At 61.7% G+C, this 22837-nt stretch carries 17 protein-coding genes; 9 read left to right on the top strand and 8 right to left on the bottom strand.

Annotation, left to right across the window (positions count from 1 at the left end):
- Positions 1 to 47: 47 nt before the first annotated feature.
- Positions 48 to 3680: a DUF3971 domain-containing protein gene (locus ACMYR2_RS09500; protein ID WP_347263417.1), complete on the bottom strand. Its 3633-nt coding sequence runs from the start codon at positions 3678 to 3680 to the stop codon at positions 48 to 50.
- 223 nt (positions 3681 to 3903) lie between these two features.
- Here ACMYR2_RS09500 and ACMYR2_RS09505 point away from each other — a divergent pair, with 223 nt between their 5' ends.
- Together ACMYR2_RS09505 and ACMYR2_RS09510 are read left to right on the top strand one after the other, a co-directional pair.
- Complete coding sequence (locus ACMYR2_RS09505) at positions 3904 to 4533, top strand: peroxiredoxin (RefSeq protein ID WP_347263416.1); 630 nt, start codon at positions 3904 to 3906, stop codon at positions 4531 to 4533.
- 100 nt (positions 4534 to 4633) lie between these two features.
- The gene (locus ACMYR2_RS09510) at positions 4634 to 5998 is read left to right on the top strand and encodes a M23 family metallopeptidase (protein ID WP_416192837.1); all 1365 of its coding nucleotides are present in this window, start codon (positions 4634 to 4636) and stop codon (positions 5996 to 5998) included.
- 41 nt (positions 5999 to 6039) lie between these two features.
- On the opposite strand, the gene ACMYR2_RS09515 is transcribed toward ACMYR2_RS09510, so the two are convergent.
- Positions 6040 to 6396, bottom strand: coding sequence for a hypothetical protein (locus ACMYR2_RS09515; RefSeq protein WP_347263414.1), 357 nt, complete (start codon positions 6394 to 6396; stop codon positions 6040 to 6042).
- A gap of 135 nt (positions 6397 to 6531) precedes the next feature.
- Here ACMYR2_RS09515 and ACMYR2_RS09520 point away from each other — a divergent pair, with 135 nt between their 5' ends.
- The gene (locus tag ACMYR2_RS09520) at positions 6532 to 8403 is read left to right on the top strand and encodes an ABC-F family ATP-binding cassette domain-containing protein (protein ID WP_347263413.1); all 1872 of its coding nucleotides are present in this window, start codon (positions 6532 to 6534) and stop codon (positions 8401 to 8403) included.
- 82 nt (positions 8404 to 8485) lie between these two features.
- On the opposite strand, the gene ACMYR2_RS09525 is transcribed toward ACMYR2_RS09520, so the two are convergent.
- The 3 genes from ACMYR2_RS09525 to ACMYR2_RS09535 form a co-directional block, all read right to left on the bottom strand.
- Positions 8486 to 8992 carry a hypothetical protein gene (locus tag ACMYR2_RS09525; RefSeq protein ID WP_347263421.1) on the bottom strand — a complete coding sequence of 169 codons (507 nt, stop codon included), beginning with the start codon at positions 8990 to 8992 and terminating at the stop codon, positions 8486 to 8488.
- A 177-nt stretch (positions 8993 to 9169) separates the two neighbouring features.
- On the bottom strand, positions 9170 to 9622 hold the full coding sequence (locus ACMYR2_RS09530) for a DNA polymerase III subunit chi (RefSeq protein ID WP_347263412.1): 453 nt from the start codon (positions 9620 to 9622) through the stop codon (positions 9170 to 9172).
- A complete protein-coding gene (locus tag ACMYR2_RS09535) occupies positions 9619 to 11121 on the bottom strand; it encodes a leucyl aminopeptidase (protein WP_347263411.1) in 1503 nt (500 codons plus the stop codon). The genes ACMYR2_RS09530 and ACMYR2_RS09535 overlap by 4 nt, the downstream gene beginning before the upstream one ends.
- A 378-nt stretch (positions 11122 to 11499) precedes the next feature.
- Between ACMYR2_RS09535 and lptF the strand changes: the two genes are divergently transcribed.
- The 6 genes from lptF (at position 11500) to rsmA (ending at position 19451) form a co-directional block, all read left to right on the top strand.
- A complete protein-coding gene (lptF, locus tag ACMYR2_RS09540; RefSeq protein ID WP_347263410.1) occupies positions 11500 to 12672 on the top strand; it encodes an LPS export ABC transporter permease LptF in 1173 nt (390 codons plus the stop codon).
- Complete coding sequence (gene lptG, locus ACMYR2_RS09545; RefSeq protein WP_416192838.1) at positions 12669 to 13766, top strand: LPS export ABC transporter permease LptG; 1098 nt, start codon at positions 12669 to 12671, stop codon at positions 13764 to 13766. Before lptF ends, lptG begins: the two co-directional genes overlap by 4 nt.
- Positions 13766 to 16255, top strand: a complete 2490-nt coding sequence (locus ACMYR2_RS09550) for an LPS-assembly protein LptD (protein ID WP_416192839.1) — start codon at positions 13766 to 13768, stop codon at positions 16253 to 16255. The genes lptG and ACMYR2_RS09550 overlap by 1 nt, the downstream gene beginning before the upstream one ends.
- A 281-nt stretch (positions 16256 to 16536) precedes the next feature.
- The gene (locus tag ACMYR2_RS09555) at positions 16537 to 17481 is read left to right on the top strand and encodes a SurA N-terminal domain-containing protein (RefSeq protein ID WP_416192840.1); all 945 of its coding nucleotides are present in this window, start codon (positions 16537 to 16539) and stop codon (positions 17479 to 17481) included.
- 102 nt (positions 17482 to 17583) lie between these two features.
- Positions 17584 to 18597: a 4-hydroxythreonine-4-phosphate dehydrogenase PdxA gene (gene pdxA / locus ACMYR2_RS09560; RefSeq protein ID WP_347263406.1), complete on the top strand. Its 1014-nt coding sequence runs from the start codon at positions 17584 to 17586 to the stop codon at positions 18595 to 18597.
- Positions 18588 to 19451 carry a 16S rRNA (adenine(1518)-N(6)/adenine(1519)-N(6))-dimethyltransferase RsmA gene (gene rsmA / locus ACMYR2_RS09565; RefSeq protein ID WP_347263420.1) on the top strand — a complete coding sequence of 288 codons (864 nt, stop codon included), beginning with the start codon at positions 18588 to 18590 and terminating at the stop codon, positions 19449 to 19451. The genes pdxA and rsmA overlap by 10 nt, the downstream gene beginning before the upstream one ends.
- Here rsmA and gmk read toward each other — a convergent pair.
- The 3 genes from gmk to mltG all read right to left on the bottom strand — a co-directional run bounded on the left by gmk (position 19448) and on the right by mltG (position 22624).
- Positions 19448 to 20107 (bottom strand): guanylate kinase, encoded by a 660-nt coding sequence (gene gmk, locus ACMYR2_RS09570; protein WP_347263405.1) that lies wholly within the window; start codon positions 20105 to 20107, stop codon positions 19448 to 19450. The two genes, rsmA and gmk, sit on opposite strands and share 4 nt — an antisense overlap.
- Before the next feature lie 3 nt (positions 20108 to 20110).
- Positions 20111 to 20998, bottom strand: coding sequence for a YicC/YloC family endoribonuclease (locus tag ACMYR2_RS09575; RefSeq protein ID WP_347263404.1), 888 nt, complete (start codon positions 20996 to 20998; stop codon positions 20111 to 20113).
- 402 nt (positions 20999 to 21400) lie between these two features.
- The gene (mltG, locus tag ACMYR2_RS09580; protein ID WP_347263403.1) at positions 21401 to 22624 is read right to left on the bottom strand and encodes an endolytic transglycosylase MltG; all 1224 of its coding nucleotides are present in this window, start codon (positions 22622 to 22624) and stop codon (positions 21401 to 21403) included.
- Positions 22625 to 22837 lie beyond the last annotated feature (213 nt).

Below are 22837 nucleotides of genomic sequence, written 5' to 3' on the forward strand. Positions count from 1 at the left end.
GCATCGGATTTATCCCGAAACCGGTTCCCACTTTCGGGTCCGATGCTCTAATTGCCGCTCGTTGCCGGAAATTCGATCTGGTTGGCTGTTCTTCCCGTCTGGAACTCAAAGATCTTGCGCACCAGTCCCGGCGCCATGGCCGAGATCGGGTTGATGCGCAGTTGCGGCTGTCCCGGTGTTCCAACCACCTCATAGGTCACGCCGATCAATCCCTCGTCACTGCCGCCCCCGAGGATGAGTCCGACGACCGGAAGCTGTCCAAAGATGTTGTTGAGCCCGTACATCGGAACGAAGGTGCCGCTCATGCGAACCTCGTTGGCGGGATAGTCGATCCGTCCTTCGATGGTCGCGCCGATCGTCGGACCCTTGACGACGCCGTCGCGGACCGTGAGTTGTCCGTTCTGTCGGCTGAATTCCGCGCGCAGACGCGAGAATGAAATACCATTCTGGGCGGTTCGGGGCCCGCCCGCCGCGGCGCGATCCAGAGCCGGTTCGCCCTTGATGGTGAAATCGCGAACGTTGATCAGTCCCTGCTTGGCCCGCTGCTCGGCGGTCGGCGGATCCATCGCCAGCGCGAGCTGACCGCCGAACATTTTTCCGTAGGTATCGGTAAAGCGGAAGAACGCGCCGGCGTCGTCGGTCTCGATCAGAACCACGTCGCGGCCCTGCGGACGTCCGCGCAGACTGCCTGTCAGGGGTGTATTGCGTCCGATCTTGCCGGTCATGGCGAGGCTGCGAACCGACCCGTTGCGCTGGGCCATCTTGACGTCCGCGCTGCGGATGGCTTCGCCGTAAAATCCGGCGACGGCTCCGATCTTCAGGTCGATGTCGAAATCGATGCTCTTCGATTTGCTTCTGGCGTCGGCCTGCTTGCCCGAGATCGCCGATTTGAGAAAGCCGCGACCGTCGAACACGTCGCCGCGCATGACGACCTTCAGCACGCCGTCAGCGTTTCGCTCGGCCTTCAGGGAAGCCCGGTCACCTTCCGATGGCGCGTAAACCGGGAAGTTCACGTTCACCAGATCGCTGTTCTGATCGAGTTCCAGCGATCCTTTTATCGTGACGCCGCTGCCGTCGACGATGATGTCCTCAAGGCGCGTGGATTGCGCTTTCTGCACCACATTGAACGTCGCGTGCCCTGACTTTCCCGGCAGCTTGACCCAGCCGGGCAAAACGTTGTCGAGCTTCAAGGATGTGAGATCGGCATCGACGGCGAATTTATTATCCCTGTTGCGGCCAATCTTCCCGGCAAGCTTGACGGGAATCGAGCCGGTCGCTCCCGCGCCGAGATCGATACCGAGCTTTGCCCGGCTCGCATCATCCAGCGTGGCCTGCAGCTTGATGTCCGCATCGCCATCGGCCGGCTTGCGGTAGTCCAGCGATGCCGGCTGGCCGTTGATCTTGACGTCGCCCTTGACGTGATACCCTTCGTTGTTGGCAGTGACCTTCAGCGCGCTCGCTTCAAGCTTCTGATTCATGACCAGCCGGTCGGCGGCAAAGCCCGCCAGATCGGCGGTGATGGAATAGGTAGTGTCTTCCTTGGTGATCTGTCGCGTGAGCGGCAGGCCCAAGGCGATATGGGCTGCAACGGTTCCCTTGCTGGAATTCGGATCGATCAGATTATCGGTGAATTCGTTGAGGCGATCCGAGACGAGAATCTCGGCGGCCGCGGGCACCGGACTGTCGATTCTGAATCGCACTTTTGCCGGTGAAGGTTTCGGGGCCAGGTCCGGCACCTCGAAAACGACGTCGGAAATGTTGAGCCTTCGACCCGACGGAGTGTCGGCGACGGCCTGCTCGATCGTTACCCTCGCCGTTCTTCCTGTCACCCGCGCCTTCAGGCCGGCGTCGTGGACCAGGGGTAATTCATCAACGGGATAGAGCGTCACATTGTCAGCGACGATATCAACCGAAAGCCCGTCATCCGGCATCGGCGGTCCGCGACGCGACAGATTGTGAAGCGGCGAATTCACGCCGATTTCAATGCGCTTGAGAAAGCCTCGTTTAATTCGCCCGATGACCCATTCGCGCAACTCCGGCACGATCACAACCGGCCATATGCTCTTGAGGGCGGCGGCGGACATCGGCGTCCCGGCGAAGCCCAGTTTCAGGCGCGGAGCATCCGAATAGTCGATGCTGCCGGTGCCCGCGATGCCGATCTCCCCGTTGCTGATATCGGCCTGGGTCAGAATGGCCTGCTTGTGCTCGGTGTCGAAACGCAGGCCGACGGCAATGCGGTTGAAGATCAGAGGCGCCTCGCCATCGGAGCCGGCGAGCACGATGGTGCCACCGCTCAAGCCCATCTGCCAGTCCGGGACATTGCCATTCGGAGGCTGGAGACGGGCGAGCAGCGTAATTCGGTTCTCGCCGGACACGATCTTGAACGGCACCAGGAGCACACGCCGTCCCGAATCCCATTCCAGGTTCATCTCGATCTGATCGATCGCCATGGGATAATCCGGCGTGTCGGAATCGATGATCGTGCCCTTGCCCGCGAAAAGATTGCCGCGGAGATATGTAGGCAGGCCGTCGCGGCCGATCTCGCCCTTCAGTTCGCCGCTGAGCGGCATGTCGGCGCTGTAAGTGAGATCCTTGATGCGAAGGGCCAGCAAAACGGTCTTCGCCGGAATTCCGGAGGCGCGGAGTTCAATCGGACGGACACCATTCGCGGGCGGCCCGACCGCGACATGAAGCGACCATTCCTTGCTGCCGCCTTCGCTGACGGTGAACGCGACTCCGCCCGCGCTCGGCCGGCGAAGGCTCAGGCTGATGTTGCTGAAGCTCCAACGGTTGCCGCGCTGCTGGTCATCAACCACCAGCCTTCCGTTCTTCAGACCGATCTCATTGAGATTTTGGCCATCGAGCCCCCTTACGCCGAGGCCGTCGAGCCATTCCAGTCCCGCCAGCAAGGCGCCTGCGTTGCCGCTGCCTTCCGAGATCGCGGGAGCGGCGGCATGGGAATCGGAGAGTTGCGGCGTCGCTTGTGGGGGGGGCGAGGTTTCCGAGGGGATGGCCGTCGATGGCAGGCCGGATCGCAGGGTCGGCGCGACGCCCGTGGCAAGCGGCTTGGCGTTATCGCCCGTGGAAACAGTGACCTGGCCGTCCGGCGTAATCCGGACCGCAAGTTCGGCGTCGACCAGATCGAGGCTTTCCGCGCGCAGCCGGCCGGTCAACAGCGCCAAGCCGGACAGCTTAACCTCGGCTTTGGGAGCGCTCGCGATCACGACGCGATCGCGGTCACGGACCACGACGTCACGAATACGGACCGCGATACGAATTCTGCCGGCGCGCTCGATCTGAGTGCCGCCGATTTCCACCGTGTTGTCGCGACCGATGTTTCCCTCGATCGCGCTGACAAGCCATGGCGTCATCATGTCGAGGTTGAGGGGACCAGCGCCGAGGCGCCACCAGAGCGCGCCGAACCCCCCTGCGAACGTGACGGCCAGAACCAGAAAGGCGACCGCGAGCCGTTTGATCCAGCGTTCTCCCGCCAGCCAGTTTCTGAACCTCACGAATCGGTCGCCGGCCCTGTGGAACCTCGAATCCGATCGCGACAGTAACCGACGTACGCGACGGCTGTGGACTTCGTCGTGGTCCTCATCCCAGCCGACGACCTCTGCCTGCGAGACATGACGGCCGCCGTGCAGATCTGGATCTCGTGTCGGCGTGCTTTTAGTCATTGCCTCTCGGTGCCGGCTTGGTCCGGAGCGTTCGCTCTCATCGGTCCGCACGCCGCGTCCGGACGAACGTTCCTGTGACGGGGGGCGGACAATCCGTCGAATCCCTTGTAACCGTACCCGCGGTCGCAGTCATGGCGGCGGCGGCAGTCTGACCGATTCGTCCTCGGCATCCGCGGCAATCATAGCGGATACTGAACGTTGGAAAACGACGAAAGGAAGGCGTATGTCCAAGAAGATACGCAAGAAATCCTCGAAATCCGATAGTTCTGGAACGGTCCGGGCTGCAACCGCCAGTCACACGGAACAGGTTCGCGACGCTGGTCAGTCAACCTCCCTGGCAGGAAGCGGAAAACCCAAACCGCACCCTGCCCCGCCGGCCTCTCCAGCTGTCGAACTCGCGGAAGGCTCCCCGGCCCCGTCCTTCAACCTTCCTAAGGAAGACGGCGCGTTGGTTTCGCTGGCCGATTTCGCGGGAAGGAAGCTCGTGATCTTTTTCTATCCACGCGCGGGCACGCCGGGCTGCACCAGGGAGGCGGTGGATTTCACCCGGCTGGCGACAGATTTCGCGGCCAGTGGAACGGCGGTGATCGGCGTATCGGCCGATCCCTTAAAAGCCCAGCAATCGTTCCGAAACAAGCACAAGCTGTCCACTCCTCTGATATCGGACGAAAAGCGCGAGATGCTGGAGGCATATGGTGCGTGGGGTGAAAAATCCATGTACGGCAAGACCTTCATGGGTGTTCTTCGCACAACGGTACTGGTAAATGAGGCCGGACGGATCGCTCGTATCTGGCGCAAGGTCAAGGTTGAAGGCCACGCCGACGAGGTGCTCGCGGCCGCGCGCGAACTGTGAAGCCGCATGGCCGTTTTCCGAAAATTAACCATGAACGGTTCCAATCAGCATCGAAGTTGAGCCGCCTGGAACTTCGTTTTCGGTCGGCACAGGAGTGTCGATGTCGTACCGTTCCAGTCCGTGTGTCGAGTATCCGCCGCAGCGCAGCCACGCTCACAAACACGATCGAAGTCCGCCTCGCCGCGCCGCAGCGGGCTTTTCGTCAGGCGTGCCGGAGAAACGGAGCGGCTACACCTTCGCCTATGGCGGCCGACAGGTTCGATTTGGCCCGGTCGTGTTCTGGATCGCGGTCGGAACGGTCACGCTGCTCGGGGTCTGGTCGGCCGCAACGGCGACGTATTTTGCCTTTCGCGATGACGTGCTGACGCGGCTCCTCGCGCGGCAGGCGGAAATGCAATACGCCTACGAGGATCGCATTGCCGAATTGCGCTCGCGGGTCGATCGCACCACCAGCCGCCAATTGCTCGATCAGGAACAGTTCGAAAGAAAGCTCGACGGGATCATGCGCCGTCAGGCGTTGCTTGAATCCCGTGCCGGCGCCCTGAATGCCATATCCGACGTTTCAGTGACGGGTTCGATCAAAGGGGCGGCGCAAAAAGCGCAAAACGACACTGATGCAGGCCCGTCGCGGGCCGAAAAACCATCTCCCATCAACGACGCCGCCGGCTTCGAGATGCTCGATCGGGGCGCTGCCCTCGACTCGCGCAGTCCGGCCAATGCCCGTCCCAAACCGGTCCCGCTCATGAACCTCACCGGCGAGTCCAACAGGCTGATGCGACTGGAATCGTCGCTCGATCGGGTCGAGAGCCGCCAGGTCGCCGAGTTGAACTCGATCGCGGACGGCATGGATTCCCGCCTGCGGCGGATGCGCGGAGTGTTTTCCGACCTCGGACTGAGTGTCGCGAAAATGGCGGCCGCGTCGAATTCCGGCACGGGCGGGCCCTATGTGCCGGTCAAGCTGCGATCCGATGTCGATCCCTTCGAGCACCAGCTTCATCGCGTCAACCTGACGCGGGCGCAGATCGACCGGCTCGACCGCGCTCTCGCCCTTGTTCCCTATCGCAAGCCGGTCACGGGCGAACTTGAATTCACCTCCGGTTTCGGTGTCCGCGTCGATCCGTTCGTTGGGCGAGCGGCGATGCATACCGGGCTCGATTTTCGCGCTGCGACGGGAGCGGCCGCGCGTGCGACGGCTAACGGAAAGGTCACCACCGCGAACTGGACGGGCGGTTACGGCCGGATGGTCGAGGTGGATCATGGCAATGGCCTGTCCACCCGCTATGGGCACCTTTCGGCGATCAATGTGAAGGTCGGCCAATCCGTCAAGGCAGGACAGGTGGTCGGCGAGGTCGGCTCGACGGGCCGTTCGACGGGGCCTCACCTGCATTATGAAACAAGGATCGAGGGGGAAGCCGTCGATCCTCAGAAATTCTTGCGAGCGGGCAGCCGCCTGAACAACGGCTGATTGAAATGATCCGCGCGGCCCTGTCCCACGCTTGCTTGATGTCAAAAGACCCCGGCCGTTGAATGACGGATTTCCACACCGCCGAACATCTTCGGGCTTGAACATCCTGCACTCGAGAGGCATACCCCGAAACAATTTACCGCTCCGGGACTTAACACCCAGAGCAGTTTCGCTTCTGTCTGGATCAGAAGTGAAAGCCCCACACGCGCCCGTAGGGATACGCAACCGAAATGCCCGACCGAACCGCTGAAAGCGCCGACCGGATTGACCCGCAGACCAGCAAGATGGTCGCGAGAGCGATCGGCGAGCGGCTGCGGAACGAGGTGCGGCCGGAGGAATCGGAACTTCCCTTCCAGCTTCAAGTGCTGATGCGGCAGCTTCACGCGCAGGATCACCATAGCTGAGATCCCTGCATAGCTGATATCCCTGCGCCGGGCTCGTTCGGTTGAAGCCCCCTTCTGTCAGGCCTTGCCTCCTCCCGCCTCCATTCACAAACGGGTTGCGTTTGGCCACGCGGCGGTGAAAAACAAGGCATGCTTTCCATCACCGATATTTCGATCCGCATCGCCGGACGCCTGCTGATCGACCATAGCTCCGTTCAGATCGTGCCCGGCGCCCGTGTCGGCTTCGTCGGACGTAACGGCGTCGGCAAATCGACGCTGTTCCACGCGATACGCGGGGAACTGCCGACGGAAACGGGTGCCATCGCCATTCCGCCGCGCTGGCGCGTCGGCAGCCTTGCGCAGGAGGCGCCGGATGGTCCGGAAAGCCTGATAGAGGTGGTGCTTAAGGCCGACCTCGAACGCCATGCGTTGCTGCATGAAGCCGAAACAGCCCGCGATCCGGAACGTATCGCGGACATCCAGACTCGTCTGGTGGATATCGACGCTCATTCCGCGCCCGCACGAGCGGCATCGATCCTGAGCGGCCTCGGATTTTCGACGGCGGATCAGGCACGCCCCTGTTCGGAGTTCTCAGGCGGCTGGCGCATGCGCGTCGCGCTCGCGGCAACGCTTTTCGCGTCACCCGACCTGTTGCTGCTGGACGAGCCGACCAACTACCTTGATCTTGAAGGAACGCTCTGGCTGGAGGATCATCTCGCGCACTACCCGCGCACGGTCATCATCATCAGTCACGACCGCGACCTCCTCGACACATCCGTCGATCAGATTCTGCACCTCGATCGCGGCAAGCTCTCGCTCTACAAGGGAACCTATTCCGCCTTCGAAGAGCAACGCGCAACCCGCGAAATGCTCGACGCCAAGCACGCCAGACGGCAGGCCGATGAGCGCAAGCGGCTCCAGGCTTTTGTCGATCGCTTCAAGGCCAAGGCCTCGAAGGCGCGCCAGGCGCAATCACGCGTGAAGATGCTCGAACGTATGAAACCGGTGACCGCGCTGGTCACGCAGGACGTGCGCGAGATTTCCTTTCCCGTGCCGGACAAGCTGCTGTCGCCGCCGATCATCGCCGTCGACGAGGCCGTCGTCGGTTATGATCCGAAATCGCCGGTTCTCAAGCGCGTGACGTTGCGGGTGGATGAGGACGATCGCATCGCCCTGCTCGGCTCCAACGGCAACGGCAAATCCACCCTCGTCAAACTGCTGGCCGGCAAGCTGCAACCGTTCGCCGGCAAGGTGGTGCGCGCCGACAAGCTGTCGATCGGCTATTTCGCCCAGCACCAGACCGACGAGCTGGACCTCGACGGCTCGCCCTACGATCATGTGCGGCGCCTGATGCAGGATGCTCCGGAAACGAAAATCCGCGCCCGCGTGGGGGGCATCGGCTTTTCCGGTAAGGCGGGAGATACGCTCGTTCGAAGCCTTTCGGGCGGCGAAAAAGCGCGCCTTCTGCTCGGGCTTGCGACGTTCTTTGCTCCCAACATGATCATCCTTGACGAGCCGACCAACCATCTCGATATCGACAGCCGCGCCGCGCTTGCCGAAGCCATCAACGAGTATCCCGGCGCTGTCATCATGGTGTCGCACGACCGCTACCTGATCGAGGCCTGCGCCGACCAGCTATGGGTGGTAGCGGACCATACCGTTACGCCTTACGACGGCGATCTTGAGGACTACCGCCGCGCGGTTTTGTCGGCACGGGGTCTCCGCGCGAACGGCCGCGGGGTGTCCGGCCAGCGCGATGACAGCCGGGACAAGCCGCGGCGCGAGAAGACCGAACGGCGCTCGCCGCTGAAACAGAAGATCACGGCCGCCGAGGCCGAGATCGAGCGGATTACTGGGATCATCGCCAAAATCGATGTCGCCCTAGCGCTGCCGGATCTGTTCAAGCGTGAGCCCAGGCAGGCGGCGCAACTGACCAAGGCGCGCGCCAGCGCCGCCGATGCGCTGCGGCGGGCGGAAGAGGAATGGCTGGAGGCCAGCTCGTCTTACGACAACGCTCTATGATTTTGATTTGACACGTTTTCTTCACGCGAACCGGTGTCCACTTCGCTCGAAAACGCTCTAGAAAAGACCATAACTCACGCGCTTACCGTCTTTTCGTCCGCCGCTCCGGCTTCTGACGGACGGTTGATTCGGGCGCCTGCTCGATGGAAGCGAGGCGTCCCGCCGTAAATGTGTAGATTCCGGCACGCGGTCCCTTCAGGAACGTCAAGACCGCAACACGATCGCCGCGAGAATTGTTGGAGAGGCTGACATTGTCTGGCGCGGCACCGAGACCGCGCGTCACGTCGCACTCGGTATGGCCTAACGCCACTGTACCCGAAGCCGCGAGCGCCGGAGTATCTCCTGCGCTATCAGCGAGGGCGCTGGATTCACCCATACCGATCGGCGGCGCCATGCCCGGACAAAGACCGTCAGCGCTGATGAGATCGTCCGGCGAGACCGGCTTGTCCGGGGTCAGCGGCGGCGCTTCAACCGAAACGTTCTTGATGAACAACCGGCCGGACCGCGAAAACCAGTCCGCGTCCTTCGAGAGCAGGCCAGACGAAAACATATCCGATGCGGTGCCGCAGCCCGAGACGAGCGGCGCCATCAAAAGCAGCGGTATCAGCGCCCTTCGGCGAAATCTGGGCTGTCTCACGACGAATTCTGTCCCGGCGGATCGTAGCAAAGGCCTGTCCCAGCACCGATTTGCGGCGCGACCATGGCTGGACCCTAGTGTTTGATCAGAAAGCTTCAAGTCTCATCAAATTAAAATCGCTCTATCTGACTACCCGCGACGCTGCCAGCGCCCCGTTTCGTCAGGCTGCCAGTAGGTCGCCTCACATCCTCGCGACGTGCATTCCGTCCAGACGGCTCTCGCGGCGTCCCGCGCGGCTCCGTCGTCGCCATCGAATATCAGCACCAGCCGCTCATAGGTATCAAGACTTTCCGGAAGCGGGGCGCTGTCGACCAGAAATCTGACGGTGGCCCGGTTGGGATTGCGGCCGTCGATCGTCAGCACGATCGGCTGTTCGCTTGCATCCTCGATCCGCCACGTCGCATGCGGCAGGAAAGAATCGTCACGATAGGACCACAGATGCGCGTCGAGCGCATCGGCGCGCTCTTCAGACGTCGTGTGGACGACGGCGCGCCATCCTCGCTCGAAGGTCTTCTCGAGCAGCGGCGGCAGAACCTTTTCCAGCGACATGTTCTGCAAATGATAGAACAGGACTTCCGTCATCGCTTCGTTTCGTAATGCTCCGCGACGAGGCGGTCCAGCAGCCGCACGCCGAATCCGGATCCCCAGCTCTGATTGATGTCGGATTTGGGAGCGCCCATCGCCGTTCCCGCGATGTCGAGATGCGCCCACGGAGTATTGTCGACGAACCGTTGCAGGAATTGCGCGGCCGTGATCGAGCCGCCATGGCGTCCGCCCGTGTTCTTCATGTCGGCGAACTTCGAGTCGATCAGCTTGTCGTATTCCGGCGCAAGCGGCATCCGCCAGAGCCGCTCACCGGTCTGAAGGCCTACCTTGGTGAGGCGCTCCGACAACTCGTCGTTATTGGAGAACAGGCCGGCGTGCTCGGTGCCAAGCGCGACCATGATCGCGCCGGTCAGCGTTGCGAGATCGACCATGACCTTCGGCTTGAACTTGCGGACGACATACCAGAGCACGTCCGCGAGAACGAGCCGGCCCTCGGCGTCGGTGTTGATGATCTCGATGGTCTGTCCCGACATGGACGTCACGATATCGCCGGGCCGCTGCGCGCTGCCGTCCGGCATGTTCTCGACAAGGCCGATCGCGCCGATGGCGTTCACCTTCGCCTTGCGCGCGGCGAGCGCGTGCATCAGCCCCACCACGCAGGCGGCCCCGCCCATGTCGCCCTTCATCTCTTCCATGCCGCCGGCGGGTTTGATCGAGATTCCGCCGCTGTCGAAGCAGACGCCCTTGCCGACGAAAGCAACGGGCGGCTCGCCCTTCCTGCCGCCGTTCCAGCGCATGACGACCGTCCGGCTGGGCCGTACCGACCCCTGCCCCACCCCCAGCAGCGCTCCCATGCCGAGCTTCGTCATCGCCTTGACGTCCAGAACGTCGATGCCGACTCCCATCGCGCGCAACCGGCTCGCGCGCCGCGCGAATTCCTCGGGATAGAGGACATTCGGCGGTTCGTTGACGAGGTCGCGCGCGATAATGACACCGTTGACAACGTGATTGACCGGCGCGAACGCCTTCTTCGCCGCGGCGGCATCGGCGACCGCGATCGATACGTCGGCGCGAAGGACCGCGTCATCGCCATCCTTCTTCCGCGTCTTGTAGCGATCGAATTTGTAAGCGCGCAACCGGATGCCGGAAGCCAGCGACGCCGACTGATCCGGCTCCATCGCCGCGGATGGCAGTTCCGCAATGATCGTAACGCCGTTGTTGTCGCTGCGAACCTTTCCCGCGATAACGCCGCCGAGTTTCAGGAAGTCGCCGCTCTTGAGAGCCGGCGTCTTGCCGGCGCCCACGACGATCAGACGATTGGCCTTGAGCCCCTCCGGGGCGAGAATATCGAGCGTCGTCGCGCTTTTGCCCTTGAACTGATTGGCTGCGGCCGCCCGTTTGACCATTCCGGCCGACGAACCCAGTGCTTTCCCCGCGGCCCGGCCGAACTTCAGCGCCTCATCGCAGAATACCACGAGGGTTCCGCGCGAGGCGGTCGAAAAGGGAACAAAGCCGACCTTGACGGCGTCGGGCATCGGAAACCTCCAGAACTCAGGGTGGCGCGGCGTCGGAATCGGAGCAGCGCGTGTGACTTGCCGACTATGACCTGTCAAAGGCAACGCTGCCAAGCTCCGCCATGGGATCAGTTCCCGGCGCCGTTATCGACAACTCGCCCGGGGAGCGCGATCGGCCTGACCGTCGTGGCTGCCGGGTCACATGTCATCCGGATTTTAACTATAATCGCGGGGCTTTGAGGCCCAGCCATTTTATTGACAGATCAAAGGGATGGTACTGGGCCACGAGTCAGGTAAGAACAAGGCGGGACACTGGGGATGTCCCGGCTGCGGTCTGGCCGCTGTGGTCTGGCTTTGCCGGATGTTTCCGCCCGAAGGGACTGGGGATCGTTCAGACCGATGGGGTCGATCGACAAGTATATTTTCCGGACGACGCTGGCGTCGTTTGTCGTGGTTCTGGTCAGCCTGACGGGGGTGATCTGGATTACGCAGGCGTTGCGCGGGATCGACCTGATGACAAGTCAGGGGCAAACCATCCTGACGTTCCTGGGAATCACCAGCCTTGCGATCCCGGTGCTGGTGCTGATCATTTCTCCGATCGCGCTGATGATCGCGGTCTCGCACACGCTTCACAAACTGGCGACGGATTCGGAAATCATCGTGATGAACGCCGCCGGCCTGTCGCCGTTCCGGCTCTTCCGGCCGTTCCTTTATGCAACTGTTGTCGTGGCCCTGCTGGTGGCATTCATTGCGGCCTACCTCGCGCCTGACGGCATGCGCCGGTTGAAACAATGGGACGCCGAGATCACCGCCGACGTTCTGGCGAACGTTCTGCAGCCGGGCCGGTTTGCGCAGCTCGATCCGAACCTGACAATTCGCATTCGGGAACGACAGCCGGGCGGCCAGCTCGCCGGAATCTTCATCGATGACCGCCGTAATTCAAATGAACGCCTCAGTATCATCGCCGACCACGGAACTGTGATGAAGAACGACAAGGGCTCGTTCCTGATCCTGGAAGACGGACACCTGGAGAGATTCGAAACCGGCAAGCGCGAGCCGGCCATGGTCGCGTTCGACCGCTATGCTTTCGACATGTCGAAGTTTTCCAATCGGGGGCATGGTGTCGTTTATGGCATTCGCGAACGCTACCTCTGGGAGCTGATTGCTCCCGACGAGAAAGACCCGCTGGTTCAGCAACTGCGCGGCCAGTTCCGCGCCGAGCTTCACGATCGATTCACCGCGCCGCTCTATCCGTTTGCCTTTGCCGCGCTGACCTTCGCGTTCCTCGGAACACCGCGCACCACGCGTCAGAGTCGTAATTTCTCCATGGGAGCGGCAATTGCCGCCGTGTTCAGCCTTCGTATGGCAGGCTTCGCACTCTCGGTCATGACGGTGAAATCGCCGATGGCGGCGCTCCTGCAATACCTGCTTCTTTTCGGCGCGATCGGTATCAGCCTGCGGGTGATCGTTGCGGGAATCGTGCTCGAACCGCCAGCCGCGTTGATGGAAGCGATCAACAGATCGAACGCGCGGATCCTTCGCCTGCTGGGGAAGAGGCCGGGCTTCGCATGAGCATGCTGACGAACACGTTGGGGCGTTATTTCGCCGGCCGCTTCATGGTGGCGGCGCTCGGCGTGTTCGCCAGCATTTTCCTGCTGCTCGTTCTCGTCGATTACATTGAAATGGTGCGGCGAACCTCAGGGCTTGCATCGGCGTCGGCGCTCATGGTGGCCGAAACGTCGCTATTCAGGGTGCCTCAACTGCTTGAGAAACTGACACCGTTCTGCGTTCTGATCGGCGCCATGACCTGCTATCTCGCATTGTCGCGGAAGCTTGAACTGGTGGTGGCCCGCGCCGCCGGCGTTTCGGCCTGGCAGTTCATCTCGCCGACGCTGGCATGCGCGATCGCGCTGGGCGTCTTCGCGACCACGGTTTACAACCCCCTGTCTTCCAACCTGCGGGAACTGTCGAAGCGCATGGAGGCCGATCTGTTCGGCGGTGCCTCGGGCGGAGGTCTCCACGACGCATCGGGCTTCTGGATCAACCAGGTGACCGACGACGGCCAGGCGATCATCAACGCCGCGCTCAGTGAGCAGCAAGGCGTGCGCTTGACGGGACTCACGGTGTTCCGGTTCGATCCCGATTCGAGGTTCAGGGAGCGCATCGAGGCTCGGGAAGCCGCCCTGGAGGATGGCCGCTGGCTGTTCAAAGGCGTCCGCCGATTCACGCTCGATAACCCTCCGGTCGAGCAGGAAACTTTCGTGCTCCCGACCAGCCTGACGCCGGCGCAGGTGCAGAACAGTTTCTCCACGCCCGAAACTGTGTCATTTTGGCAACTTCCGGACTATATCCGATCCTCCGAAAGTTCTGGTTTTGCCACCGCGGGATACCGGCTGCAGTACCACAAACTCATCGCACAGCCGTTTTTGCTGGCTGCCATGGTGATGCTGGCGGTCTCGGTAAGCCTCCGGTTCTTCCGTTTCGGCGGGGTGCAAAAGATGGTTTTAAGTGGCGTGGGTTCCGGCTTTCTGCTCTATGTCCTATCCAAGGTAACTGAGGATCTGAGCAAGGCCGAATTGATGAATCCAATCGCCGCGGCGTGGCTGCCGGTTTGCGTCGGCGGCCTCACCGGTTTTTTGGTCTTGCTGCACCAGGAGGACGGATAGTGGCCCCCATCGCCACCCTCCGTAAACGATCGGCTATTCGCGAGCAGCGCAGCCCACTGCGCCGCTATCGGTCTGGTGCGTCCATGATTCCGGCCTCGCTGACGGCGGCCGTTCTTGGTCTGATCGCCGCCGCCGTGATGGACGTCGTCGCGACCACTCCGGTGGCCGCGCAAAGCTTCACTTACAACCCTCGCCCGCCCAAGCCAGCGCCGCCGCCAAGGCAGAACGATGGGCAGATGCTCGTTCAAGCCACCGAGCTTGACTACGACTACAACAATTCCCGCGTGTCGGCCGTGGGCAATGTGCAGATGTTCTACAACGGCACGAGCGTCGAGGCGGATCGTGTCACCTACGACCAGAAAACCAAGCGGCTCCATGCCGAAGGCAACATCCGCATGACCGATGCGGATGGTAAGGTCACTTATGCCAACATTCTCGATCTGAGCGATGACTACCGGGACGGTTTCGTCGATTCGCTGAGAGTCGACACCGCCGACGCGACGCGCATGGCCGCCACCCGCGCCGATCGGACCGAAGGCAACTACACGGTATTCGAAAACGGCGTCTATACGGCCTGCGCGCCATGCAAGGAGAATCCCAAGAAGCCCCCGCTGTGGCAGGTCAAGGGCGCCCGGATCATTCACAACCAGACCGAGAAGATGCTGTACTTCGAGGACGCCCGTTTGGAGTTCTACGGCGTGCCGATGGCCTACATGCCCTTCTTCTCGACACCCGATCCGACGGTGAAGCGCAAGAGCGGCTTCCTGATGCCGGCTGTGACCGCCTTTACCGGTTTCGGGGTCGGGGTCGAGACCCCCTACTATTTCGCGCTGGCGCCGAACTACGACCTGACCCTTTCTCCCCGCTTCACCACGCGGCAAGGCGTATTGATGCATGGCGAGTTCCGGCAGCGTTTCGAGGACGGCGCCTATCAGATCCGTGCCTACGGCATCAATCAGCTTGATCCGGACGCCTTCGGCGCGGGTCCAGGCAACCGCGACCTGCGCGGCGGTGTCGATACCAAGGGCCAGTTCGCCTTGAACGACAAATGGATCTGGGGTTGGGACGGCGTTCTGCTGAGCGACTACTTCTTCTTCTCCGACTATCGGTTGAGGCAGTACAGGGACCCGATGCAATCGTTCCTGACCTTGCCGACCGAAGCGCTCTCGCAACTCTATCTGACTGGCGTCGGTAACCGCAGCTACTTCGACGCTCGCGCCGTCCACTATCTGAGCTTCTCCGGCAATCAGAGCCTGGTTCCGGTGATCGCGCCCGTCGTCGATTACTCGAACGTCATCAACCATTCGGTGATCGGCGGCGAGTTCAGCTACAAGTTCAATTTCGTCAATCTCATGCGCGATCAGCCGCAGTTCGATCCGATCTCGACGCTGGCGAATACCTCCTTCGTATGTGCGCCGACATCGGCTGACCCAGCGGCGAGAACGCCAGCTAATTGTTTGCTTCGGGGCATTCCGGGAACCTATACGCGCCTGACGGCGCAAGCTCAGTGGCGGAGGTCGTTCACCGATTCCTTCGGTCAGATATGGACGCCGTTCGCCTCGCTTCGCGCCGACGCCATCAATGCCGACATTTCGAATCAGCCGGGCGTGTCCAATTTCATCCAGCCCGGCGCCACACAGACAGTCCGCCTCATGCCGGCGGTGGGCCTCGAATATCGCTATCCCTTCATCAACGTTCAGCCCTGGGGCACCACGACGCTCGAACCGATCGCGCAGGTCATCATCCGCCCGAACGAGAGCTATGCGGGCCGGCTGCCGAACGAGGATGCGCAGAGCCTGGTCTTCGACGCCACGAACCTCTTCAGGGTGGACAAGTTCTCCGGTTATGACCGTGTCGAAGGCGGCGGCCGCGCCAACGTGGGCGTGCAGGCGACGACCCAGTTCGATCGCGGCGGCGCGATCAATTTTCTGTTCGGACAGTCCTATCACCTGTTCGGCCTCAACTCGTTCGCCGTCGCGGATATCACCAACACCGGTGTCAATTCCGGCCTGCAGCGCGCGCAATCCGACTACGTGACAGGCGTCAATTATTCGCCGAACAGCGCCTTCACGTTCAGCGCGCGCGCGCGCGTTGATGAGACGACCCTGAATGTGCAGCGTTTCGAAGCCGAAGGTCGCGCCAGTTTCAACCGGTGGTCCGGAAGCATTCTGTACGGCGATTACGCGGAGCAGCCCGGCCTCGGGTTTCTGACAAGGCGCCGGGGAATTCTCGGCTCCGGGTCCTTTAAGGTCGCATCCAACTGGGTTGTGCAGGGTGCGGCGCGCTGGGATCTGGAAGCCAATCAGATCAACCAGTATGCGGTCGGCGCGGGATACGTGGACGATTGCTTTGTTCTCGGCGTCAACTACGTGACATCATACATTTACGCTGCGGGAGCAGCGCCGCCCCAGCTTAACCATGCTTTCATGCTTCAGCTTGGGCTGAGAACCCTGGGGCAGACCCGCCAAGGGTCAACCGGCGTCCGCTAGGTTTTTTCAGGTGGAGGTGCTTTTTGCAGCAACGACGGAGCTGCCTGATTTGATTCAGCCCCCGTCGACAGAAGAACTGCTATAGCGTTTTCGTCAAGCGAACCGGTGTCCATCCTCGGGTCAAGCCCGAGGACATGCTGTGCTTGAAAACGTTCCGGAGCGGGATAAGGAAAAGCGTGTAGCGGTTTTTCGCCCGCATCCGCTCTGGAATATTGGAATCGATCACGTTTACGGTTCTGGATCGATTCGATCCAAAACCATCGTGACCTAGCGCGACTGATATGAAAATGATCCTGATCCTCCGGCCATCCAGCTGTCTTGCCGTATTCGCGTTTCTTTCGTTCGTCAGCATGAGTTCGCCGCTGCGTGCTCAGGCGGTCGCGGTCATGGTCAACGGGGAGCCGATCACCACTTTGGACATCGAACAGCGCAGCCGTCTGATTAAGATATCCACCCATAAGTCTCCGGCCCGGCAGGAGGTGATCGACGAACTGATCGATGAAAAGGTGAAGGTCAGGGAGGCAAAGAAGTACGGTGTGAATCCGACCTCGACGGACATTGATCGTGCTTACGCCAACATGGGCGCGCGGATGGGGATGTCGCCCGACCAGCTGACGAAATCGCTCGGCTCTCAGGGGATTCGACCGGACACGATCAAGTCGCGCCTGAAAGCCGATCTTGTCTGGGGCAGCCTGGTGCGCGGCCGCTTCAAGGAGAGTCTTCTTGTGAGCGATCGGGACGTCAATGAAGCGCTGAAGAGCAGCGGCGATGATCAATCGAAAATGGAGGGTTTCGAGTACCAGATGCGCCCCGTTGTCCTGATCGTTCCGCGCGGTGCGACGGCTTCCATGGTGGAAGCGCGGCGCAACGAGGCCAATGCCTTGCGCGAGCGTGTGCAATCCTGCGCGGAGATCATTCGTACCGTCAAGGTGATGCGAAACGCCACCATCCGCGAGACGGTCACCAAAACGTCCACCGACCTGCCGCCTCCGCTTCGTGATCTGCTGGACAAGACGGCGGTGGGACATCTGACGCCGCCGGAAATGACGCGGCAGGGCGTCGAAATGGCGGCGGTGTGCGGAAAGAAGGTGACAAGCGTGGACACCCCGAAGAAAAAGGAAATCCGCGAAAAAATGTTCGCCGACAAATATGAGAAGCGATCCAAATCTTACCTGGAAAGAATTCGAAAATCCGCGATGATCGAATATCGTGAAAGTCGTCCCTGAGAATGGCGGGCAAATGTCGTTCGCGCGTCCCGCAGAAGTTAAGGCGGCGGATATCTTGAACGGCGGCATCAGTCTGATCAGAAGCCGCGACGGAGCCACCGCGTGGTGAAGCCAATTGCACTGACACTGGGTGAGCCGGCCGGCATCGGACCGGACATCGCGATCGCTGCCTGGCTGCGCCGCAGAAGTGATACCGTCCCTCCTTTCTATCTTCTCGGCGATCGCGGCTTCATCGCGGCTCGGGCAAAGCTGCTCGGACATGAGCTTCCTTTGGTGGACGCCGGCCCGGAAGACGCCGCCAGAATATTCTCTGAAGCGCTTCCCATTGCCGCCACGGGTCATCCGGTAACCGCGCAGCCCGGCGATCCCGACGGCAACAGCGCTCCCGCGGCGATCGGATCGATCCGTCAGGCGGTCAGCGACGTTGCGGCGGGCCGTGCGGCAGCGGTGGTCACCAATCCGATCGCCAAGAGCGTGCTCTACCGTGCGGGATTCGCCCATCCCGGCCATACCGAATTTCTCGCTGAACTGGCGGCGGCGAACGCCGATCCTCCACAGCCGGTGATGCTGCTGTGGTCATCCGATCTTGCGGTGGTGCCCGTCACCATCCACCTGCCCTTGCGCGATGCGATTGCAATTCTGTCGAGCCGCATGATCGTGGACACCGTCCGCATTGTTGTCGCCGACCTGCGCGCGCGGTTCGGGATCCCCAATCCCCGCATAGCGGTATCCGGATTGAACCCCCATGCGGGAGAAGACGGCTCGCTTGGAACCGAGGATCAGACAATCGTGGCCCCCGCCATCGCAACCCTGCGCGCTGAGGCAATCGACGTCAAAGGCCCGCTTCCGGCCGACACCATGTTCCATGAGGCCGCGCGCCGGACCTACGACTGCGCGATTTGCATGTATCACGATCAGGCGCTGATTCCGGTCAAGACGCTGGCGTTCGATCGGGCGGTCAACGTCACGCTGGGACTGCCCTTCATCCGCACATCGCCTGATCATGGCACCGCGTTCGACATCGCCGGCACGGGACGCGCCAGTCCATCGAGCCTGATCGCCGCGCTGCGCCTCGCCGCGCGGATGGCGGGTTCGACGCCTTCGGCATCCGCGTGATCGATGATCTACCGCCGCTGCGCGACGTCATCAAACGTCACGCGTTGTCGGCGCGAAAATCGTTGGGACAGAACTTTCTGCTCGATCTGAATCTCACAGCCAGGATCGCGCGCGCCGCAGGTCCGCTCCAGGATGCGACCGTCATCGAGATCGGTCCCGGCCCCGGCGGATTGACGCGGGCGCTGCTGGCGGTCGGCGCGAAGCATGTCATCGCCATCGAGCGTGACGAACGCGCGCTCGGCCCGCTTGAAGAAATCTCGGATCGCTATCCCGGCCGCCTGACCATCATCAACGCGGATGCGATGAACTTCGATCCGCGGCCCCTGCTCGGCACGACGCGCGCAAAGATCGTCGCCAACCTGCCTTACAACATCGCCACCGCGCTTTTGATCAGGTGGCTCAGCGTCGAGCCCTGGCCGCCCTGGTACGACATCATGGTGCTGATGTTTCAGCGCGAGGTGGCCGAGCGGATCGTTGCCCGCGAGAACGAGGACGCCTATGGCCGTCTCGGCGTGCTGTCGAACTGGCGGGCCGAGACCAAAATCCTGTTCGATATCTCGCCCGCGGCTTTCGTTCCGCACCCCCAGGTCACGTCTTCCGTGGTGCGGCTGATACCGCGTGACAGCCCCGAGCCCTGCGACCGCCGCTTGCTGGAGCAAGTTGCCGCCGCCGCGTTCGGGCATCGCCGGAAAATGCTGCGGCAGAGCCTCAAATCGTTGCCCGCCGACCCGGCGTCGCTCGCGGCCGCGGCGGGCATCGATCCCACGCGGCGCGCGGAGACGGTTTCGATATCCGGTTTCGTTGCGATGGCGCGTGAGTTGGCGAGCATCGTCGGAAGCGGCAAGAGACTCTAAGTTTCGAGTTGCCGCCGCAGTTCTCGCACGAAAGCTGTCAATCCGGTTCGGCGTTCGCGCTTGAGCCGCTCAGCCTTCAGGATCGACTGTACCTCGGCAAACGCCTCATCGATATTCCGGTTGATGACGATGTAATCGTACTCGGCCCAGTGGCTCACTTCATGCGCCGCGCGCGCCATTCGTTCGCGGATCACATCATCCGAATCCTGGGCGCGGGTATGCAGGCGCCGCTCCAGATCAGCGGCCGACGGCGGCAGAATAAAGACGCTGACCACGTCGTCTCGCGCCTTCTCCCGCAACTGCTGCGTGCCTTGCCAGTCGATATCGAACAGGACATCGCGTCCGGATGACAGCGCCGCATCCACCGGAGCGCGCGGCGTGCCGTAGCGATTGTCGAACACGACAGCCCATTCCAGCAGATCGTTGCGCTCGACCATGGCCGCAAAGGTCGTCTCGTCGACGAACGCGTAGTCACGACCATCGACCTCTCCGGGCCGCATCGGTCGCGTGGTCGCGGAGACCGACAGACTCAAGCCTTCGATGCGCTCGATCAGCAGCCGCGACAGCGTGGTCTTGCCGGCGCCGGAAGGCGACGATAGCACGAACATCAGGCCGCGCCGCTCGACTCCATCGAAACCCTGACCGTGAGCAGCCATCGATCACTCCAGATTCTGGACCTGTTCGCGAAACTGTTCGACGACGTTTTTCAGTTCGAGTCCGACATTGGTCAGTTCGAGATCGTTCGACTTCGAGCAGCAAGTGTTCACTTCCCTGTTGAATTCCTGCGCAAGGAAATCGAGCTTCCGCCCGATCGGCCCGCCGTTGCCGATCAATTCGCGCGTCTGCGAGACATGCGAGGCAATGCGATCCAACTCCTCGCGGATGTCGGCCTTCGCGGCGATCAGGATCGCTTCCTGATGGAGTCGATCCTGATCGAAGCGGTCCGATGTGTCGAGCAGTGCAGCGATCTGCTCGGACAGCCGCGCCATCACCGCGCCGGGTTGGCGGCCGGGGGCGGCCTCCGCCCTGCTCGCGAGACGTTCGATCTCATCTATCCTCTGCATCAATATGCGGCCAAGCGCAGAGCCTTCACGCTCGCGCATATCCGCCAGGCTGCGCAGCGCCTGCTCAAAAGACTCGGCGACGGCGAGCTTCACCACCTGCTCCTCGGCTTCGTCGGGCTCAGGTTCAGCAATCTCCAGAACGCCCTTTATCGATAACAGACCGTCGATGCTCGGTGCGAGCACGTCGATCTTGCCGCGCAGCTCCTGCGCGGTCTTCATGAGAGATGCCAGAACGTGCTCATTGATGCGAACGACAGGAGCCGCGTTGCTGCGCTTCACCGTCAGATTGGCATAGACGGTACCGCGTGACAGCACCTGCGTTGCGCGCTTTCGTATCGTTACGTCTATATCATCCCAGCCGGAAGGCAGCCGCGTCCGAATGTCGAACCCCTTGGCGTTTACTGACTTCAACTCCCATTCGAACGCATACGGCCCGCTTGCGCCGTGGCTTCTTGCAAAGCCGGTCATGCTCGACAACGCCATCGCGCGGTTTTTCTCCAAATGCGAAATTCGTCCAAACAGATCGTTCCGACGGTGAAGAAGGTGTGTGGTTGTGAAATCTATTGATAGAGCATTCTCGCTTCTGATCAGGTTATAGCGCTTTCGAGCGAAGTGGATACCGGTAAAGCTTCCTCTGATCCAATCAGAAACGAAGTTTTAGGGTCTATGGCTCCGACTCTTTGATTAACGCGTCTGCGCGCGAACGCCGCTTTTGTGGAAACCACAACATGATCGTGGTCCGGCTGATCGCACCAACCGACAGTGATGACGGTTTCGAAGGAGATCGCGCTCGATCAGAGGATGGGTCAGAACTCCCGGCTGAAACGTCCGGTGATCTGATTCGGCTCGGGCGGCTGAACAATGTGCCGTAGGCTCTGCGGCGTCCTACCGGTCCGGCCGGGTTCGCGGCCGCGGAGCGGGTTTCGGGGAAGGCTTCGAGGAAGATTCGTCCCGAGTCGCGCCGGTCTCCGTTGCGGCGGGCGCGACCGCCGGCGGTGGATCGTCTATCGGCTCAACCGCATCGTTCTGAATCTGCCTCTCCATGGCCCGCAACCGGGCGACATTCTTCTGATGCTGTTCGTAGGTCTCGGTGAAGCTGTGCCCCCCGCTTCCATCGGCGACGAAGAACAGGTCGCGCGTTCGCGCCGGATTTGCCGCAGCTTCAAGCGAAGCTCGGCCGGGGTTCGCGATCGGTCCAGGCGGCAATCCCTCGATCACGTAGGTGTTGTAGGGAGACGCGTGCATGATTTCGCTGCGCTTGATCGGCCGACCCAACGTTCCCTTGCCTCCGACCAGGCCATAAATGATCGTGGGATCGGACTGCAGCTTCATCTTCTGTTTCAGCCGATTGACGAACACGGACGCGACGCGGCTGCGTTCATCGGCCTTGCCGGTTTCCTTTTCAACGATGGAGGCCAGCGTAACAAGCTGCTCGGGTGTTTTGACGGGCACGTCCGAAGCACGGCGCTCCCAGACTTCCGCGAGCACGCGCTTCTGCGTCTGCTGCATACGCTGAATCACCTGGTCCCTGCTGGTGCCGCGCGGAAACTTGTACGTCTCGGGCAGCAACGTACCCTCGCGCGGGGTCTCACGAAGGGTGCCTGAGAAAATCTCGTTCTCGGAAATCCGCGCCGCGATCTGTTCGGAGGTCAGTCCCTCGGGAATCGTCACGGGGTGCTGCACCACCTTGCCATCGACAATGGTGCCGATGACGTCACGCAGGTTGGCATGCTTCTGGAACGCATATTCTCCAGGCTTCAGATCCGCTCGCGCCTTCAGTGCGAACACGCTTCCGATGAACGCCCAACGATTGTTGTCGATCACGCCTTCGCGCTGGAGAATGTCGGCGATGTCATTCATTCCGGCGCGGGACGGAATGTTGACGATCTTCTCGTCCTGCAGCGGTCCAGGCGCTTCGATCTTCTGCTTGCCGTAGACAAGAACGCCGCCGGCGCCGAGCATTCCGATCACCAGAACGGTAATGATCGCGTTGCCTGCAACCACCAGCGGGCTTCGCACGCGCGCGGAACGCTTCGGTGGCGGCGGTACCTGTTCAGGTTCAAGCGCGGCGCGCGGACTGCGTGGAGAAATGGGCGGCCTTTCAGTCATCGATGCAACCTGAATCCTGTCGGTTCAATCGGCCGGTGAATTTCCTGCCCCGGCCAGCAGCATGCGCCCTTCTCTAGAGCACATTCGCTTCTGATTGAATCAGAAGCGAAGCTCTAGATTATTGTTTTGCCGCGTTTTCTTGCGGCGAACCGGTATCCACTTCGCCGGAAAACGCTCTAGGATTTATCATCGAATGCGGCGAAACGGTGGATT

This window comes from Nitrobacter sp. TKz-YC01 (genome assembly GCF_047824785.1).
Taxonomy (GTDB): domain Bacteria; phylum Pseudomonadota; class Alphaproteobacteria; order Rhizobiales; family Xanthobacteraceae; genus Nitrobacter.

Bases quoted from the DNA above. Each gene is read 5' to 3' on its own strand.
- ACMYR2_RS09535 (WP_347263411.1), bottom strand. From the start codon at position 11,121: ATGCCCGACGCCGTCAAGGTCGGCTTTGTTCCCTTTTCGACCGCCTCG.
- ACMYR2_RS09515 (WP_347263414.1), bottom strand. From the start codon at position 6,396: ATGGTGATCCTGCGCGTGAAGCTGCCGCATCAGCACTTGAAGCTGGAA.
- ACMYR2_RS09575 (WP_347263404.1), bottom strand. From the start codon at position 20,998: ATGGCGTTGTCGAGCATGACCGGCTTTGCAAGAAGCCACGGCGCAAGC.
- ACMYR2_RS09505 (WP_347263416.1), top strand. From the start codon at position 3,904: ATGTCCAAGAAGATACGCAAGAAATCCTCGAAATCCGATAGTTCTGGA.
- lptG (WP_416192838.1), top strand. From the start codon at position 12,669: ATGAGCATGCTGACGAACACGTTGGGGCGTTATTTCGCCGGCCGCTTC.
- ACMYR2_RS09520 (WP_347263413.1), top strand. From the start codon at position 6,532: ATGCTTTCCATCACCGATATTTCGATCCGCATCGCCGGACGCCTGCTG.
- ACMYR2_RS09510 (WP_416192837.1), top strand. From the start codon at position 4,634: ATGTCGTACCGTTCCAGTCCGTGTGTCGAGTATCCGCCGCAGCGCAGC.
- mltG (WP_347263403.1), bottom strand. From the start codon at position 22,624: ATGACTGAAAGGCCGCCCATTTCTCCACGCAGTCCGCGCGCCGCGCTT.
- ACMYR2_RS09530 (WP_347263412.1), bottom strand. From the start codon at position 9,622: ATGACGGAAGTCCTGTTCTATCATTTGCAGAACATGTCGCTGGAAAAG.
- ACMYR2_RS09525 (WP_347263421.1), bottom strand. From the start codon at position 8,992: ATGGCGCCGCTCGTCTCGGGCTGCGGCACCGCATCGGATATGTTTTCG.
- lptF (WP_347263410.1), top strand. From the start codon at position 11,500: ATGGGGTCGATCGACAAGTATATTTTCCGGACGACGCTGGCGTCGTTT.
- ACMYR2_RS09500 (WP_347263417.1), bottom strand. From the start codon at position 3,680: ATGACTAAAAGCACGCCGACACGAGATCCAGATCTGCACGGCGGCCGT.
- ACMYR2_RS09555 (WP_416192840.1), top strand. From the start codon at position 16,537: ATGAAAATGATCCTGATCCTCCGGCCATCCAGCTGTCTTGCCGTATTC.
- gmk (WP_347263405.1), bottom strand. From the start codon at position 20,107: ATGGCTGCTCACGGTCAGGGTTTCGATGGAGTCGAGCGGCGCGGCCTG.